Raw genomic sequence first — 15,767 nt, forward strand, 5'->3', positions numbered from 1 at the left:
TTCTCTCACCTGACCTGACAATCTGAACGCACCCTCAACACGGAGTGCATCAGATGTCTGATTATCATCACGGTGTACGCGTTGTCGAAATCAACGACGGCACGCGCACCATTTCTACCGTATCCACCGCCGTAGTCGGCCTGGTCTGCACCGCAGACGACGCAGACGCCACGGCTTTTCCCCTCAACACCCCGGTGCTGCTGACCAACGTGCAGGCCGCTATCGCCAAAGCCGGCAGCAAAGGCACGCTGGCGGCGTCGCTGCAGGCGATTGCCGACCAGTCGAAACCGGTTACCGTAGTGGTTCGCGTCGCCGAAGGCGAAACCGAAGCGGAAACCACCTCGAACATCATCGGCACCACTGATGAAAACGGCCAGTACACCGGCATGAAGGCGCTGCTCACCGCGCAGACGCAGCTGGACGTTAAGCCGCGCATCCTCGGCGTGCCGGGCCTGGACTCGCAGGAAGTGGCGACCGCGCTGGCGAGCATCGCGCAGCAGCTGCGCGCCTTCGCCTATGTCTCAGCCTGGAACTGCAAAACCATCAGCGATGCGATGAACTACCGCAAAAACTTCAGCCAGCGCGAGCTGATGGTGATCTGGCCCGACTTTGTCGCCTGGAACACTACCACCAGTGCGGCTGAAACCGCGTTTGCCACAGCGCGTGCGCTGGGCCTGCGCGCCAAAATCGACAACGACACCGGCTGGCATAAAACCCTGTCGAACGTCGGCGTCAACGGCGTGACCGGCATCTCCTCATCGGTCTTCTGGGATCTGCAACAGAGCGGCACCGACGCCGACCTGCTGAATGAAGCCTGCGTCACCACGCTGATCCGCAAAGATGGCTTCCGCTTCTGGGGCAACCGCACCTGCAGCGACGATCCGCTCTTTGTCTTTGAAAACTACACCCGCACCGCGCAGGTGCTGGCCGACACCATGGCTGAAGCGCATATGTGGGCCAATGACAAACCGCTGACGCCGGTGCTGGTGCGCGAAATCGTGGCGGGCATCAACGCCAAATTCCGCGAGCTGGTCAACGCCGGCTACCTGCTGGGCGCGTCTGCCTGGTACGACGAAAGCGCGAACGACGCCGCTACCCTGAAGGCGGGCAAACTCTTTATCGACTACGACTACACGCCGGTGCCGCCGCTGGAAGATCTGACGCTGCGCCAGCGTATCACCGACACCTATCTGGCGAACTTCGCCGCATCCGTTAACAGCTGAGGAGCCGGATAAATGGCACTACCCCGCAAACTGAAAGGGCTGAACCTTTTCAATGATTCAAACAGCTATCAGGGCGTTGTCTCTTCCGTCACCCTGCCGAAACTCTCGCGCAAGCTGGATGCCTATCGCGGCGGCGGCATGAACGGCGCGGCCTTTATCGACAACGGTCTGGACGACGACGCGCTCGATATGGAGTGGACTATCGCCGGTATGGATGACCTGGTGCTGACGCAGTGGGGCGGTTCCGCCGTACCGCTGCGCTTCACCGGCTCCTACCAGCGTGACGACACCGGCGAGGAGATCGCGGTGGAGATTGAGGTGCGCGGCCGCCATCAGGCGTTCGACTTCGGCGAAGCCAAACAGGGCGAAGATACCGAAACCAAAATCACCACCAAAAACACCTACTTCAAACTCACCTGGAACGGTAAAGAGCTGATTGAGATCGATACCGTCAACATGGTCGAGAAGGTGAACGGCGACGACCGCCTTGCCCAGCGCCGTAAAAATCTCGGCCTGGCATAACCCTGACGCCAGCGCCCGGCGCTGGCTTTTTCATCGGTATGAGAGAGAAACATGGAACAAAAAGAGAATATCGTTGAGCTGGAAACCCCGCTGAAACGCGGCGACGCCACGATCGCGCAGGTTGAGCTGATTAGGCCGAGCGCCGGCTCGCTGCGCGGCGTGCGCCTTGCCGATCTCGCATCAAGCGACGTCGATGCGCTGCTGACGGTACTGCCGCGCATCACGCTGCCTGCGCTGACCAAAGCAGAGTGCAACAGCCTCGACCCGGTGGATCTCATCGCGCTGGGCGGCAAGGTGATTGGTTTTTTGCAAGCGAAGTCGGCAGCGTCGACTGGCCTGGCGGACTGACGGTCAACGATCTGATGGCTGATATCGCCGCCATTTTTCACTGGCCCCTTTCTGAAATGAACGACCTGCCGCTGGCCGACCTGCTCGACTGGCGGCATAAAGCCCTGATCCGCAGCGGAGCAAATACGGATGAGTGAAGACCTCAAACTGCAGGCGCTGCTGAAGGCGGTTAATCAGGCGCTGCGCCCGCTACAGAGCCTCCAGAACCAAACGCAAAACGTCGCCAGTTCGATTGCCGATACGCAACAGAGCCTGGCGGCGCTACAGGCGCAGTCGGCGAAAATCGACGGCTTTCGCGCCGCCAGCCGCCAGCTGAGCGACACCCAGCAGCAGCTTAAACAGGCGAAGGCGGAAACAGCGGCGCTGGCGCTGGCGATGCGCGCCAGCGGTCAACCTGCGGAGCAGCAGAGCCGCGCGCTGGAGAAGGCGCGTCAGCATACCGCCGCGCTGCAAAGTCAGGCGCAGAGCCTGCGTCTGGCCGTGCAGCAGCAGCGCGCGAGCCTGAACGACGCGGGCATCTCCACGCGCAGCCTGAGCAGCGAGCAGCTGCGGCTGAAAGCGGCCGCGGCGCAGGCCAGCCAACACCTTAGCGGGCAGCAGCAGCAGCTACAGCGGCTGAACCAGCAGCAGGAGCGGCAAAACCAGACGGCGGAGCGCTACCGCAAAGGGCAGGCGCTGGCGGGCCAGATTCGCAGCGCCAGTGCGGCAGGCATCGGCCTGGCGAAAACGGGCTTCACCGCTAGCGCCGCGCTGCTGCGTCCCGGCTACGAGCTGGCGCGCGTCGATGCCGCCCTGCAGGCCAAAACCGGCCTGCAGAAAGGATCGCCGCAGGCCGTCGCGCTGGATAAACAGGCGCGCAGCCTCAGCGTGCAGACCGGCGTTCCGGCGCAGGCGGTGGCGCAGACCCAGCTCGATATCGCCCAGGCGGGCGGCTCGATCGATGATATCGCCTCCGCGACGCCGGTGGCGCTGAACATGGCGCAGGTCAACAGCCACTCGGCGGCGGATAACGCCGGTCTGCTGATGGACGCGAAAAGCGCGTTCGGCCTCAACAGCGGCGACATCGCCCACCTTGGCGATGTGCTTAACGCCACCCTCGACCAGACCGGCATGAAGTTTGAGGATCTGAGCAGCGCGCTGAGCAGCGTCGCGCCGGTGGCGAAAAGCGCCGGCGTCGGCGTTGAGCAGACCTCCGCTATGCTGGGGCTGCTGGCGCAACATCACATGACCGGCGCGGCGGCGGGCGAAGAGGTTGGGGCGATCCTGACGCGGCTGCAGACGCGCGACGGCGAGGGCGCAATCGCCGCGCTTGGCGTGTCCACCCGCGACGAAAACGGCGACGCACGGCAGATCCTGCCGCTGCTGAAAGATATTCAGGCCGCGTTCGCCAGTAAGGGAATGGACGCGGCGCAGCAGGCGGACGCGCTGAAGAGCATCGTCGGCGCGAAGGCAGCCTCGTCAGCCTCGCTGCTGACGCGAGGCGCCGCCAGCGGCGAGCTGGAGACGCTCACCGCCTCGGTACAGCGATCCGACGGCGGGACGGCGCGCATGGCGCAGGCGCAACAGGATAGCCTCGGCGGGGATCTGCAAAAGCTGGACGCCTCGAAGGCGGCTATCGGCGTCGACCTCTTCGCGCCGCTCGACGGCCCGCTGCGCACGCTGACGCAGGAGGCGACGCAGTTCCTGCAGACCATCGACCAGTGGCTGCAGGATAACCCGACGCTGGCGAGCGGCATCGCAACGGCGGCGGCGGTGGCGCTGACTTTTGTCGGCGCGCTGGGCGCTATCGGCATGGCGGTCTGGCCGGTGGTCAGCGGCGTCGGCGCCATTATGGCCGGGGTCGAGATCCTCGGTGGCCTGTTCACTGTAGTCGGCGGCGCGATCGTCACCGCCATCGGTGCCATCACGCTGCCGGTAGTCGCTATCGTTGCGGCCATCGTCGGCGGCGCGCTGCTGATCCGTCAGTACTGGGAGCCCATCAGCGCCTTTATCAGCGGCGTCGCACAGGGATTCTCTGCGGCGATGGGGCCGATCGGCGACGCCTTTGCGCCGCTGCAGCCGGTGTTCGCCTGGGTGACGGACAAAATTAAGTCGGTGTGGAACAGCTTTACCCAGCTGCTGGAGCCGGTGAAAGCGACGCAGGAGCAGCTGGCCGCCGCCGGCGATATGGGAAAAAGCTTCGGCAATATGCTAGCCGAGGCGCTAAAGATCCCCGGCCACGCGCTGGACCAGCTCACCAGCGGCATCGACTGGGTGCTGAACAAGCTCGGCATCGCCAGCAGTAAAAGCAAAGCGCTGAAGGCGGATCTGCCGCCAGACGCGGCGCCCGTCGAGAACGCTGCCGCCAGCGGGCTGCAAAGTAACCTGCTGACCAGCGGCCCGAGCTACCGGCCGGTAGTCGCGCCCGCCGCAGGCAGCATGACGCAGCAGAACGCCTACACCAGCAATATCACGGTGAATGCGCCAGCCGGCATGGATGCGCATGAGATTGGACGAGTTGTGCAGCAGCATTTAGATCAACAGCAGTTCGAGCAGCAAAACCGGCAGCGCAGCGCCATGACAGGAGGATTTTATCCATGATGATGATCTACGGCATGCTGCCCTTTATGCGGCAGACGCTGCCCTATAACCAGCTGATACACAGCAGCGGCTGGAACTGGACCAGCAACAGCCGCGTCGGCAGGCGCGCCGCAGCGCAGTTTACCGGCAAAGGCAGCGACAAGATTACCCTGAGCGGCGAGCTGCGCCCGGAGCTGACCGGCGGCCCGGTTAAGGCGCAGGCGTTTCAGCTGCTGGCTGACGAAGGACGCGCCTGGCCGCTGATCGGCGGCGACGGCACCATCTACGGCATGTATGTCATCGAGAGCTTTAAGACCACGCACAGCGACTTCTACGCCGACGGCAGCGCGCGCGTGATTGCCTTTACCCTCGACCTGCTGCGCGTCGACGAGTCGCTGGTCTCGATGTTCGGCGACCTGAAAGCGCAGGGCAGCGCGCTGTGGGCGAAGGCGGAAGCGGCGGCAGGCAATTTCTCTTCAGGCATTGCGGCGGGAGGTTTCTCACTGTGAGCGAACTCGGCGCGATGGCGATTAAGGCGGGCAGCCGGCCGGCGCCCGATTTTATGCTGTGGATCGGCAGCAAAGATGTGACGCCCAATCTGCGCGATCGGCTGATCTCGCTGACGCTTACCGATAATCGCGGCTTCGAAGCGGATACGCTGAACCTTGCTCTGGACGACAGCGACGGCCTGCTGCAGCTGCCGCAGCGCGGCACAGTCGTGTCGCTGTTCCTGGGCTGGGTTGGCCAGCTGCACAACAAGGGCGACTTTACGGTCGATCAGGTGAGCCACGGCGGCGCGCCCGATGTGCTGACCATTGTGGCGCGCAGCGTCGATTTTCGCGGGGAGCTGGGCAAGGCGCGTGACTTCTCTTACCACGACGCCACGCTGGGCAGCATCGTGACACAGATTGCCCAGCGCTGCGGGCTGATTTTGCAGATGGCGGAAGGGTTCGCCGGGATCAAGATCGATCATATCGATCAGACCCACGAAACCGATCCCAGCTTCGTTACCCGCCTGGCGCAACGCTATGGCGCGGTTGCGGTTATCAAAGCGGGGCGGCTGCTTTTTTTGCGGCCCGGCAGCGGCCAGTTAGCCAGCGGCGGCGCGATACCTACGGTGACGCTGACGCGCCAGGATGGCGATAAACACAATTTTACTGTTGCCGATCGCACCACTTATAGCGGCGTGCAGGCGCGATGGCTCTCAACAAAAGAGGCGAAAACGCATGTGGTGCAGATGCAGCGCAAGGCAAAGGCCACGAACGCCAGCGCGGTCGCCCATCCTGATGCGCAAAGCGCGCCGCAGTTAACGGGTAAGCAGGAAGGGGATTATCTTTCCGGCGCGAAAGAGAGCCTGCTGGTGCTGCCGGACGTTTTTAGCAGCGAAGAGGCGGCGATGCAGGCGGCGCAGGCGAAGTGGAACGAGGTACAGCGCGGCGCGGCTCACTTTACCTTTCAGCTGGCGAGCGGGCGTGCGGATCTCTATCCAGAAACCCCGGTCAGGGTCAGCGGCTTTAAAGCGGTGATAGATGCCAGCGCCTGGGTGATCAGCAAGGTGACGCACAATCTGACCGTTAACAACGGTTTTACCACCACGCTGGAGCTGGAGAACGACATCACGGATGTGGAATATGAGAGAATTAACTAACTAATAGTTAATTAATTTGCTTTTTGTGAGTTGTTTGCGCAATAATGACCGCGTCAACTACTGAGGAACTCACAAATGATGCATTGTCCGCTGTGTCAGAGCGCTGCTCACACGCGCAGTAGCCGTTACATCTCTAACGAGACCAAAGAACGCTATAACCAGTGCCAGAACATCAACTGCAGCTGCACCTTTAAGACGCACGAGAGCGTAACCGGCATGATTGTGACGCCGGGTAAAATCGAAAAGGTGGCGATAGCGAAGAAGCAGCCTGAGGTTCGCGCCTGAGTATTTAGGCGTTTGAGCGTTTGAAAAGCAAAGCCCGCGTAAGCGGGTTTTTTTATGGCGGCAGCGCCGCCTCTTGGAGTTCTGGCGATAAGTGTATGGGGTTGGGGCGGGGCTTGGGACTGCACCAGGTACGAACACTTGCGGTACTACAGCCCGAGAAAATAAATGAAGGTTTCATCGTAAAACTGAAAAATGTGTATCTGTTATATCTTGAACAAAGCATTTAGTCTTTTTAGATTAAAATGGCACTTAGTTAAATTTAAATTAATTTCAATTAAAATAATTTCTAAATGAAATTAAGAAAATGTGTACTCTTAAAAAGAGTAGTGTTATAAAAAAAGAAATTTCTACATCTAAAAACTAAGTGTGTTAAAACTTTTACTGAGATGAGGAAGGAAATAATGGCTTCTAAAAGAATTGTAGTTTTTAATCATAAGGGCGGGGTAAGTAAAACTACGTCAGTTTATAATTTGGGCTGGATGCTCGCAAGTAAAGGTTATAAGGTCTTAGTTGTGGATGGTGATCCACAATGTAATCTTTCAAGTTTAATCCTTGGAGAAAAGTTTGAAGAATATTATGAATCAGATGAGACTAGAAACCAAAATATTAAAGACGGTGTCGAACCAGCATTCAAAGGTAGGCCGAAACCTATTGAGGCTGTTCATTGTATTTCACCTTCGCGCGCGAAAAATTTATTTTTGCTAGCTGGGCATGCTGATCTTTCCGCTTACGATGCATCGTTGACACTTGCTCAAACGGCAGGGAGTGCGATTACTACACTACAAAACCTTCCTGGGGCATTTAATGAGTTAATGCGTCTAACGGAGGAGAAATATGATATAAATTTTACAATTATTGATCTTAACCCTAGTTTAAGTGCCATTAATCAAAATTTATTCCTGTCATCTAATGCATTTATAATGCCTACAAACCCTGACCCCTTTTCTATTATGGCTTTGCATACATTAAAAGATACCCTGCCAAGATGGTTAGAGTGGAAACGGGCAAATATAGATATATATAAAGAAAGTGCCTATCAATTAACTGATACCAATCCTAAATTTATAGGGGCGTTGATACAGCGGTTTAATATCCGGAAAGGAAGAGCAGCGAAACCTTATCGAGATAATATTGCTGAGATTAAAAATAAAATAACTGAGGATTTGATACCATCCCTTACACGGGTTGGCATGACTTTAACTGCTACCGAATATTCTCAACATTTAATTGACGATGGCTATTGCCTCGCTGAAATTCCTGATTTTCAAGGTTTACTTCCTAAGTCATATGATGCGGAAGTCCCAGTTTATGCCTTGGAAGATCATGAAATTCATGAAACTGGGCCAGTTTTCGATCAAATGTCAAAGAAGCGTAACCTTTTTGGCCAACAATTCAGTACCATCACGGATGATATCGTGAGGTTGATACAATATGCATAATGCTTATGCAAGTTTCATTAAGAACTTAGGTGAGGCAAAGGCTTTGACTGGCCTTCATGAATTCCTTTCTGGAAGAATTGGTGGGCCTATGTCATTTGATGACTTGCTTAGGGCACAGTATGTGTATAGCGTTAGCGCCTTCGATAAATTTATGCATGATATTATTTTGATTGGCATGGTGGATACCTTCCTTGGCAAAAGAGTCCCTACAGATAAATATCTTAATGAAACATTTTCAATATCCATATTAAATCAGCTAACATCCCAAACATTGACTCCTCCTCACTTAATATTTAAAGACACAGTATTTTTAAAACTAAAAACACTATCATTTCAAGACCCCAGCAAAATTGCTGACGGCCTTGCATATATATGGAATGAAAGCCATAAGTGGGTGAAAATATCTCAAGCCATGGGGATGACAGACCGAGCATTAAAGATTCAAATGCGGCTTATTGCTGATAGAAGAAATGCAATTGTCCATGAATCTGACATTGATCCAGTTAGCTTATCAAAAATTGATATAGACCCAGTTTTAGCTAAAGATGTTACAGCTTTCTTGGAAAAATGCGGAACGGCAATTTTTAATTTCGTGAAATGATTTCTTTGGTTATTGGGGGGTAGCCTCTTCCTAATTCAAAACCATTCTAGTTTTTATCATTTCGTATGCTTTTCTTTGTATGAAAACTTTAGGTTTCAATCTATGTTATGTAAATTTTAAGGAAACAGCCTGCCATCTTAAAGTGGGGGCAGGCCGTGGATTTAACTATGCAACATTTAAAATAAATTTTTATTCGCGATCTCTCAAACGACAATAATCTATTTCAATTGTATCAATGGCATATGGGGCATCGTTAAAACTAGCCACTTCTATACGTACTCTTTTCAGAGGAGTGTCACAGGATGGACATCTACTGTCATCCGAAACACTTCCATTAGCATTTATCCCCTGAATCTTAGAGTTGCAGCTAGGGCAGTGCTCGGTATTGATTTCATCATAATATGCCATTTTAGCCTCATATAGTAATGAGTGTCCTAGCCTTCTGAGACTCATTTTGACACTCAGAATGATTAAACAAATAAGCCACCCATGTAAGGTGGCTTAAATTCATGATTTTGATGCTAAAATTTGGTGGCCCCTGCTGGGTTTGAACCAGCGACCAAGCGATTATGAGTCGCCTGCTCTAACCACTGAGCTAAGGGGCCAGCGGAGCGGGGATTATAATGTATCTGTTTAGAGCGATCCAGCACTCATCCGCTGGATGCTGAAAAATTCTCCAGTGTATGAGTGCTTGATTAAGCTACAAATTTCCAGAATACGCGGCCCGTTTTTATTCCATTATGCAAACATCCTGCACAAGCAAACCCGCTATCGCCCGCAACCGCGCCGATAAACCTTCGCCTTAGTCCCGATAGCGCGACGCCGACTGGCTCAGCGAAAGATAGGGCAGCATCGCGCCGCGCGCACGATCATACTCCTGCCACAGCGCAATCTCTTCCAGCGCAGGAATAGTCACCGCTTCGCCCGCCTCCAGACCCGCCAGCGCGGCATCCACCATCTCTTCCACTTCCATAATCATACCGGCAGGCAGCTCATCAATCGACTTGCCGGAGCGATCGAAGATCTCCGTACGCGTAGCCCCTGGCAGCACGGCCTGCACCTGCACGCCGCTGTTCTCCAGCTCGCGCTGCATCGAGCGGGTCAGCGTCAGCACAAAAGATTTGCTGCCGTTATAGGCGCCGTTGAACATCTCATGCGTCAGCGAGAGCACCGAGGCGACATTGATAATCACGCCGCGTCCGCGCGCGCGAAACGCATTGGCCGCCGCGTGCGCCAGGCGGGTAGGGGCGATGATGTTGAGCGTCAGCATGGTCTGAATGCGATCGATATCGGCATCGATAAACTCGCCGTCGACGCTCATGCCAGCGTTATTCGCCAGCAGCGTAATCGCCGTGTTGTCCCGCAGCTCCTGCTCGACGCGCTGCAAATCATGCGCATCGGTCAGATCGGCGCGCAGAATACGCGCTTCAATCTGATGCTGCTGTTGCAGCGTCTGCGCCAGCGTCTCCAGCCGCGCCTGGTCGCGCGCCACCAGAATCAGATCGTAGCCGCGCGCCGCGAGGCGTCGTGCGTAGGTAGCGCCGATACCGCTGGATGCGCCGGTGATTAAAGCAAAGCCTTGCGATGATGCTGACATGGTAAACCTCTGTTGTATGATGGTTGTCATATTTGTAGTTAATATGACGATCGTCATATGCACCGTCAAGCTGGAATATGATGGTCGTAATAATTACTATGAACAGTAGAACCTATCAGCGGGAAAAGAGTGATGGATAAACAGAGCCATAAGGCGCGCACGCGTCAGCGCATTCTGGATGAGGCGGCGCGGGTAATGCGCGAATGCGGCACGGAAAGCATCGGCGTAGCGGCGCTGATGAAGCGCGTCGGTCTGACGCACGGCGGCTTCTATGCGCACTTCGACTCGCGCGAGGCGCTGGTGCAGGCGGTTATCGCCGAAATGTTCACCGACTCGACGCAGCGGATGGCGCCGCTGTGGCAGGGCGCGGATCCGGCCGCGCGGCTGAGCGCGCTGATCGACTACTACCTGTCGGAGACGCATCGCGACTGTCGCGCCGAGGGCTGCCCGCTGCCCGCGCTGGTCAGCGAGGTCGGCCATCTGCCGGAAGAGGCGAAATCTGTCTTTACCCAGGGCGTAACGTCGATGCTGCAGCGGTTAGGCGAGCTGCTTGCCGAGCTGGGACAGCGCGACGCCGAGGTGCTCGCCAGCAGCCTGCTGGCTGAGATGGTCGGCGCGCTGGCGCTGGCGCGCGCCTGTAGCGATAAAGCGCTCTCTGCGGCCATGCTGGCGCGCAGCCGCGAGGCGCTGAAGCGCCGCACCGGACTGGAGCAGGCGGCATGAGCGAGCACAACATCAGCGACATCATCGCGCCTGGGCTGGAAGTGCTGTTCTGCGGCATTAATCCTGGCCACTCCACGGCGCACACCGGCTATCACTTCGCCCATCCCGGCAACCGCTTCTGGAAGGTGCTCTATTTGGCTGGCTTTACCCGGCAGCAGCTCCGGCCCGAAGAGGAGCAGCGGCTGCTGGAGACCGGCTGCGGCATCACCATGCTGGTAGAGCGTCCCACCGTGCAGGCGAACCAGCTGGCCGCTGAGGAGCTGCGCGACGGCGGCGCGCGCCTGACTGACAAGGTGCTCAACTACCAGCCGCGCGTGCTGGCGATCCTCGGCAAAGACGCCTTCAAGCGCGCCTTCAATCAGCGCAAGGTGGAGTGGGGCTTACAGGGCATTTTTATGGGCAAAACCCAGGTCTGGGTGCTGCCTAATCCCAGCGGGCTGAATCGCGCCTCGCTCGACGAGATCGTCGAGGCATACCGGCAGCTCTATGATGCGCTGCAGCAGGGCGTGAAATAGCAGGCGGCGAAAAAAGGGCAATAAAAAACCCCGGCGAGCCGGGGTTTTTTTAACGCTAGCGGATTAGTCGTCGAGGAAGCTGCGCAGCACTTCCGAACGGCTCGGGTGGCGCAGCTTACGCAGCGCTTTCGCTTCAATCTGACGAATACGCTCACGCGTAACGTCGAACTGTTTGCCCACCTCTTCCAGCGTATGGTCGGTGTTCATATCGATGCCGAAACGCATGCGCAGCACTTTGGCTTCGCGCGCGGTCAGGCCCGCCAGCACGTCATGGGTGGCTGAACGCAGGCTCTCGGAGGTCGCAGAGTCGAGCGGCAGCTCCAGCGTGGTGTCTTCGATAAAGTCGCCCAGATGCGAATCTTCGTCGTCGCCAATCGGCGTCTCCATGGAGATAGGCTCTTTAGCGATTTTCAGCACCTTGCGGATCTTGTCTTCCGGCATCAGCATACGCTCGGCCAGCTCTTCCGGCGTCGGCTCGCGGCCCATCTCCTGCAGCATCTGGCGCGAGATACGGTTGAGCTTGTTGATGGTCTCAATCATATGCACCGGAATACGGATGGTACGCGCCTGGTCGGCGATAGAGCGGGTGATCGCCTGACGGATCCACCATGTCGCATAGGTCGAGAACTTGTAACCACGACGGTATTCGAACTTATCAACCGCTTTCATCAGGCCGATGTTGCCTTCCTGAATCAGATCGAGGAACTGCAGACCGCGGTTGGTATATTTTTTCGCGATTGAAATCACCAGACGCAGGTTCGCTTCCACCATCTCTTTCTTCGCACGACGCGCTTTCGCTTCGCCGATAGACATTCGACGGTTGATATCTTTTACCTGCTCGATGGTCAGGCCGGTCTCTTCTTCGATCTGATGCAGTTTCTGCAGGCAGCGCATCACATCTTCTTCCACTTCTTTCAGCTTTTCTGACCAGGGTTTATTCATGGCCAGCGCGGCTTTGAACCAGCTCTCGCTAGTCTCATTGCCGGTAAACAGCGTGATGAAGTTTTTCTTCGGCATTTTGCACAGTTCAACGCACAGCTTCATGATGATGCGCTCTTGCGTACGCACGCGCTCCATCATCTCGCGCATGTTGTTCACCAGGTAGTCGAACTGCTTCGGCACCAAGCGGAACTGCTTAAAGACGTCAGAAAGGTTCTGAATCTCTTTTACTGCGTCAGCATGGCTGCGACCTTTGCTCTTGATAACAAGGCGGGTCGTTTCATACTGCGTGCGCAGCTCGACGAATTTCTCGCGCGCCAGTTCCGGATCGATTGAGTTATCGTCGTCCGAGCTGTCGTCTTCGCTCTCTTCGTCTTCATCTTCGTCGTCGTCGCGGTCTTCCTGAGACAGCTCAGAGCCGACGTGGGTGGCGGTAGGCGCCAGATCTTCTTCAGCGTTTGGATCCACGAAGCCGGTGATCAGGTCGGAGAGGCGAGATTCGCCCGCTTCGACTTTGTCGTACTGCTCCAGCAGATAGGTAATGGCTTCCGGATATTCCGCAACGGAACACTGTACCTGGTTGATACCGTCTTCGATACGCTTGGCGATGTCGATTTCGCCTTCGCGCGTCAGCAGCTCAACGGTACCCATTTCGCGCATATACATGCGCACCGGGTCGGTGGTGCGGCCAATTTCAGATTCTACGCTGGATAACACCTGAGCGGCGGCTTCCGCGGCATCTTCGTCAGTATCGGCGCTGTTTTCGTTCAGCATCAGATCGTCGGCGTCAGGGGCTTCTTCCACCACCTGAATGCCCATATCGTTAATCATCTGGATGATGTCTTCGATCTGATCGGAGTCGACGATATCTTCCGGCAGATGGTCATTGACCTCAGCATAGGTCAGATAGCCTTGCTCCTTACCACGGGTGACAAGCAGCTTAAGCTGTGACTGCGGGTTTTGCTCCATAAGACGGTATCCACACTTCTGTTAATTAGATTGGTGTCGGTCGGCAGCGAGCCAACTATAACAGTGAAGGCGTTGTGTTATTGCCGCTGCCTTCGTCGCGGCCAGGGCATTTGCCCCTCATATATCGGCACTTAAGCCGCTTTGAATATTTTTCGGGCCTGGCTTATTCGCCATTTTCATCCCCGGCAGTGCTCGCACTCCTCACGTACTTCAGTACGCTCCGGGTGCTGCGCGCTGGCGGTGATGAAACTGACTTCACCGCCGACGGCCCTGCTACCTTGCGCTCTGAACGGTAGGCTTTCTCGCCTTGCCCGCTAAGAGTCTGTGCTGGACTATCTGACTTTCTCGCCTGGGCCCTGCCAGCGCGCTCTGCACTGGCGGGCTTCGTCGCCCCAGTCGTGCTAACAGCGCGCGCTGCGTAATGCGTCACGTCTCCGGCTTGGCTTATCGCGTCACTTAGCCTCGGCTTGCGGCGCGTCGCCCCAGAAACGAATGGGCCAGAGATGCGCCTTTAGCTACGCGCAACATTCTGACCCAGTAAAATTCTACTTTTTCGCCAGCGCCTGGCTTAACGTCCAGAATTCACGGCGCTCTTCTGCGCTTAAACCCTGGGTGCGATCGCGAGCGATCAGCTCTTCCAGACGCTGTTCAAGCGCGGCGTCGTAAATACTCGCCAGCGAATCATGAAACACCGCTTCAACTTCCTCATCCACTATCATGTGGTTCCACGTGGCTAAGGTTTCAAGCGTCTGACTAAAATTTGTTCCGCGATATAACTCTAGTAGCTGTCCGGTAGTCAATCCAGGATTCTCGGTGCAACGGCTGACTAATTCAGCAAACAGCGGTAGGCCGGCCATCTTTACCTGCGCCAGACCTTCAAGCGTCGGCACCAGCGTCGCAAGATGCGGGTTTTGCACCAGCAGCGCCACCAGCACGCGCATCGTGGTGCGCTTGAGCGGCGGCGCTGTCGGCGCCGCGCCGCTGGGCGCCAGCTTCGGCATCAGCTTCTCTAACTGATTATCGTCAAGAATGCCGAGTTTATTACCCAGTTCCTGACGCATATAGATGCGCAGCGTCTCGCCGGGGATCTGGCTAATCAGCGGCAGCGCCAGCGTGCTCAGGCGCGCTTTGCCGTCGCGCGTGCTCAGATCGACCTGCGGCAGCAGCGAGTCGAACAGGAAAGAGGAGAGCGGCATCGCCTGCTCCATACGCGCTTCAAACGCCTCTTTACCCTCTTTACGCACCAGCGTGTCCGGATCTTCGCCGTCTGGCAAAAACATAAAGCGTAGCTGACGTCCGTCATTCATGTAAGGCAATGCGGTTTCCAGCGCGCGCCAGGCGGCTTCCCGACCCGCGCGATCGCCGTCGTAACAGCAGATCACGGTATCGGTGCTGCGGAACAGCAGCTGGATATGCTCCGCCGTCGTGGAGGTGCCCAGCGACGCCACGGCATAATCAATGCCGAACTGCGCCAGCGCCACCACGTCCATATAGCCTTCCACCACTAACAGGCGCGCAGGCTGCGGATGATTCTTTTGCGCTTCATACAGGCCGTAAAGCTGACGGCCCTTATGGAAAATCGGCGTTTCCGGCGAGTTCAGGTACTTGGGCGTATCGTTGCCCAGCACGCGGCCGCCGAAACCAATTACGCGTCCGCGCTTGTCGCGGATTGGAAACATGACGCGCTCGCGAAAGCGGTCATAGGTGCGGCCCTTATCGTTGGAAACCAGCATGCCGGCTTCCATCAGCGACTCGCGATCGTCTTTATTGCCGCCGAAGCGCTTTAAAACGTTATCCCAGCCCGGCGGCGCGAAGCCGATAGCGAAATGCTCAATGACCTCGGCGCTTAAGCCGCGGTTGCTGAGATAGTCGCGCGCCGCGCGCGCATTGGACTGCGTCAGGCTCTGCTGATAAAACCCGTTAAGGTTTTCCATCAGCTGATAAAGGCTCTGGCGCTGATGGCGCTCCATCTGACTCGGGCCGCTGCCCGCTTCGTAGGGCACTTCCAGACCATGCTGCGTCGCCAGCTCTTCAATACTTTCGACAAATTCCAGTCGATCGTAATTCATCAAAAAGTCGATGGCGTTGCCGTGCGCGCCGCAGCCGAAACAGTGATAAAACTGCTTCTCGCCGTTTACGGTGAAAGAGGGGGTTTTCTCATTGTGGAAGGGACAACACGCGTGGAAGTTCTTACCCTGCTTTTTCAGCTTAACGCGGGCATCGATAAGATCCACGATATCCGTGCGGGCAAGCAGATCATTGATAAAAACGCGCGGGATTCTTCCAGCCATAAGCCCCAGTTTTTCAGCTCATAAACGGCAACAAGCCGCGCTTCCTTTCGGAAAGCACGGCCTCTTACTTGACTCTGTCTGCGTTTAACACGCGGTGGAGGCGAACCT

At 56.5% G+C, this 15,767-nt stretch carries 15 protein-coding genes and 1 tRNA gene; 12 read left to right on the forward strand and 4 right to left on the reverse strand.

Annotated features, from left to right (window positions below; all coding sequences use genetic code 11):
- Positions 1-53: 53 nt before the first annotated feature.
- The 10 genes from AC6I7Z_RS02690 (at position 54) to AC6I7Z_RS02735 (ending at position 8,625) form a co-directional block, all read left to right on the forward strand.
- Positions 54-1,223, forward strand: coding sequence for a phage tail sheath protein (locus AC6I7Z_RS02690; RefSeq protein WP_497813049.1), 1,170 nt, complete (start codon positions 54-56; stop codon positions 1,221-1,223).
- 12 nt (positions 1,224-1,235) lie between these two features.
- Positions 1,236-1,745 carry a phage major tail tube protein gene (locus AC6I7Z_RS02695; RefSeq protein ID WP_048786510.1) on the forward strand — a complete coding sequence of 170 codons (510 nt, stop codon included), beginning with the start codon at positions 1,236-1,238 and terminating at the stop codon, positions 1,743-1,745.
- A 51-nt stretch (positions 1,746-1,796) separates the two neighbouring features.
- Positions 1,797-2,093, forward strand: coding sequence for a phage tail assembly protein (locus AC6I7Z_RS02700; protein WP_497813050.1), 297 nt, complete (start codon positions 1,797-1,799; stop codon positions 2,091-2,093).
- 14 nt (positions 2,094-2,107) lie between these two features.
- The gene (locus AC6I7Z_RS02705) at positions 2,108-2,230 is read left to right on the forward strand and encodes a GpE family phage tail protein (RefSeq protein WP_053092219.1); all 123 of its coding nucleotides are present in this window, start codon (positions 2,108-2,110) and stop codon (positions 2,228-2,230) included.
- Positions 2,223-4,673: a phage tail tape measure protein gene (locus AC6I7Z_RS02710; RefSeq protein ID WP_497813051.1), complete on the forward strand. Its 2,451-nt coding sequence runs from the start codon at positions 2,223-2,225 to the stop codon at positions 4,671-4,673. The genes AC6I7Z_RS02705 and AC6I7Z_RS02710 overlap by 8 nt, the downstream gene beginning before the upstream one ends.
- On the forward strand, positions 4,670-5,161 hold the full coding sequence (locus AC6I7Z_RS02715) for a phage tail protein (RefSeq protein ID WP_497813052.1): 492 nt from the start codon (positions 4,670-4,672) through the stop codon (positions 5,159-5,161). Before AC6I7Z_RS02710 ends, AC6I7Z_RS02715 begins: the two co-directional genes overlap by 4 nt.
- 14 nt (positions 5,162-5,175) lie before the next feature.
- Entirely contained in the window at positions 5,176-6,300 is a 1,125-nt protein-coding gene (locus AC6I7Z_RS02720; protein WP_497815384.1) for a contractile injection system protein, VgrG/Pvc8 family, read from the forward strand.
- A 75-nt stretch (positions 6,301-6,375) separates the two neighbouring features.
- A complete protein-coding gene (locus AC6I7Z_RS02725) occupies positions 6,376-6,585 on the forward strand; it encodes an ogr/Delta-like zinc finger family protein (protein WP_033755103.1) in 210 nt (69 codons plus the stop codon).
- A 401-nt stretch (positions 6,586-6,986) separates the two neighbouring features.
- Positions 6,987-8,024, forward strand: coding sequence for a ParA family protein (locus AC6I7Z_RS02730; RefSeq protein WP_497813053.1), 1,038 nt, complete (start codon positions 6,987-6,989; stop codon positions 8,022-8,024).
- On the forward strand, positions 8,017-8,625 hold the full coding sequence (locus AC6I7Z_RS02735; protein WP_497813054.1) for a HEPN domain-containing protein: 609 nt from the start codon (positions 8,017-8,019) through the stop codon (positions 8,623-8,625). Before AC6I7Z_RS02730 ends, AC6I7Z_RS02735 begins: the two co-directional genes overlap by 8 nt.
- A gap of 529 nt (positions 8,626-9,154) precedes the next feature.
- On the opposite strand, the gene AC6I7Z_RS02740 is transcribed toward AC6I7Z_RS02735, so the two are convergent.
- Both AC6I7Z_RS02740 and AC6I7Z_RS02745 read right to left on the reverse strand, forming a co-directional pair.
- A tRNA-Ile gene (locus AC6I7Z_RS02740) sits at positions 9,155-9,230 on the reverse strand.
- A 197-nt stretch (positions 9,231-9,427) separates the two neighbouring features.
- Complete coding sequence (locus AC6I7Z_RS02745; protein ID WP_497813055.1) at positions 9,428-10,222, reverse strand: SDR family NAD(P)-dependent oxidoreductase; 795 nt, start codon at positions 10,220-10,222, stop codon at positions 9,428-9,430.
- A gap of 132 nt (positions 10,223-10,354) precedes the next feature.
- Here AC6I7Z_RS02745 and AC6I7Z_RS02750 point away from each other — a divergent pair, with 132 nt between their 5' ends.
- Together AC6I7Z_RS02750 and mug are read left to right on the forward strand one after the other, a co-directional pair.
- On the forward strand, positions 10,355-10,945 hold the full coding sequence (locus AC6I7Z_RS02750) for a TetR/AcrR family transcriptional regulator (RefSeq protein WP_497813056.1): 591 nt from the start codon (positions 10,355-10,357) through the stop codon (positions 10,943-10,945).
- The gene (mug, locus tag AC6I7Z_RS02755; protein WP_497813057.1) at positions 10,942-11,460 is read left to right on the forward strand and encodes a G/U mismatch-specific DNA glycosylase; all 519 of its coding nucleotides are present in this window, start codon (positions 10,942-10,944) and stop codon (positions 11,458-11,460) included. Before AC6I7Z_RS02750 ends, mug begins: the two co-directional genes overlap by 4 nt.
- 63 nt (positions 11,461-11,523) lie before the next feature.
- On the opposite strand, the gene rpoD is transcribed toward mug, so the two are convergent.
- Together rpoD and dnaG are read right to left on the reverse strand one after the other, a co-directional pair.
- Positions 11,524-13,368, reverse strand: coding sequence for an RNA polymerase sigma factor RpoD (gene rpoD, locus AC6I7Z_RS02760; protein ID WP_033752514.1), 1,845 nt, complete (start codon positions 13,366-13,368; stop codon positions 11,524-11,526).
- A 545-nt stretch (positions 13,369-13,913) separates the two neighbouring features.
- Positions 13,914-15,659 carry a DNA primase gene (dnaG, locus tag AC6I7Z_RS02765; RefSeq protein ID WP_497813058.1) on the reverse strand — a complete coding sequence of 582 codons (1,746 nt, stop codon included), beginning with the start codon at positions 15,657-15,659 and terminating at the stop codon, positions 13,914-13,916.
- Between the last annotated feature and the right edge of the window lie 108 nt (positions 15,660-15,767).

Source organism: Pantoea sp. X-Soil-MYKO-1289, assembly GCF_059730625.1.

Coding starts and splice junctions, on each gene's coding strand:
- AC6I7Z_RS02690 (WP_497813049.1), top strand. CDS start 54: ATGTCTGATTATCATCACGGTGTACGCGTTGTCGAAATCAACGACGGC.
- AC6I7Z_RS02695 (WP_048786510.1), top strand. CDS start 1,236: ATGGCACTACCCCGCAAACTGAAAGGGCTGAACCTTTTCAATGATTCA.
- AC6I7Z_RS02700 (WP_497813050.1), top strand. CDS start 1,797: ATGGAACAAAAAGAGAATATCGTTGAGCTGGAAACCCCGCTGAAACGC.
- AC6I7Z_RS02705 (WP_053092219.1), top strand. CDS start 2,108: ATGGCTGATATCGCCGCCATTTTTCACTGGCCCCTTTCTGAAATGAAC.
- AC6I7Z_RS02710 (WP_497813051.1), top strand. CDS start 2,223: ATGAGTGAAGACCTCAAACTGCAGGCGCTGCTGAAGGCGGTTAATCAG.
- AC6I7Z_RS02715 (WP_497813052.1), top strand. CDS start 4,670: ATGATGATGATCTACGGCATGCTGCCCTTTATGCGGCAGACGCTGCCC.
- AC6I7Z_RS02720 (WP_497815384.1), top strand. CDS start 5,176: ATGGCGATTAAGGCGGGCAGCCGGCCGGCGCCCGATTTTATGCTGTGG.
- AC6I7Z_RS02725 (WP_033755103.1), top strand. CDS start 6,376: ATGATGCATTGTCCGCTGTGTCAGAGCGCTGCTCACACGCGCAGTAGC.
- AC6I7Z_RS02730 (WP_497813053.1), top strand. CDS start 6,987: ATGGCTTCTAAAAGAATTGTAGTTTTTAATCATAAGGGCGGGGTAAGT.
- AC6I7Z_RS02735 (WP_497813054.1), top strand. CDS start 8,017: ATGCATAATGCTTATGCAAGTTTCATTAAGAACTTAGGTGAGGCAAAG.
- AC6I7Z_RS02745 (WP_497813055.1), bottom strand. CDS start 10,222: ATGTCAGCATCATCGCAAGGCTTTGCTTTAATCACCGGCGCATCCAGC.
- AC6I7Z_RS02750 (WP_497813056.1), top strand. CDS start 10,355: ATGGATAAACAGAGCCATAAGGCGCGCACGCGTCAGCGCATTCTGGAT.
- mug (WP_497813057.1), top strand. CDS start 10,942: ATGAGCGAGCACAACATCAGCGACATCATCGCGCCTGGGCTGGAAGTG.
- rpoD (WP_033752514.1), bottom strand. CDS start 13,368: ATGGAGCAAAACCCGCAGTCACAGCTTAAGCTGCTTGTCACCCGTGGT.
- dnaG (WP_497813058.1), bottom strand. CDS start 15,659: ATGGCTGGAAGAATCCCGCGCGTTTTTATCAATGATCTGCTTGCCCGC.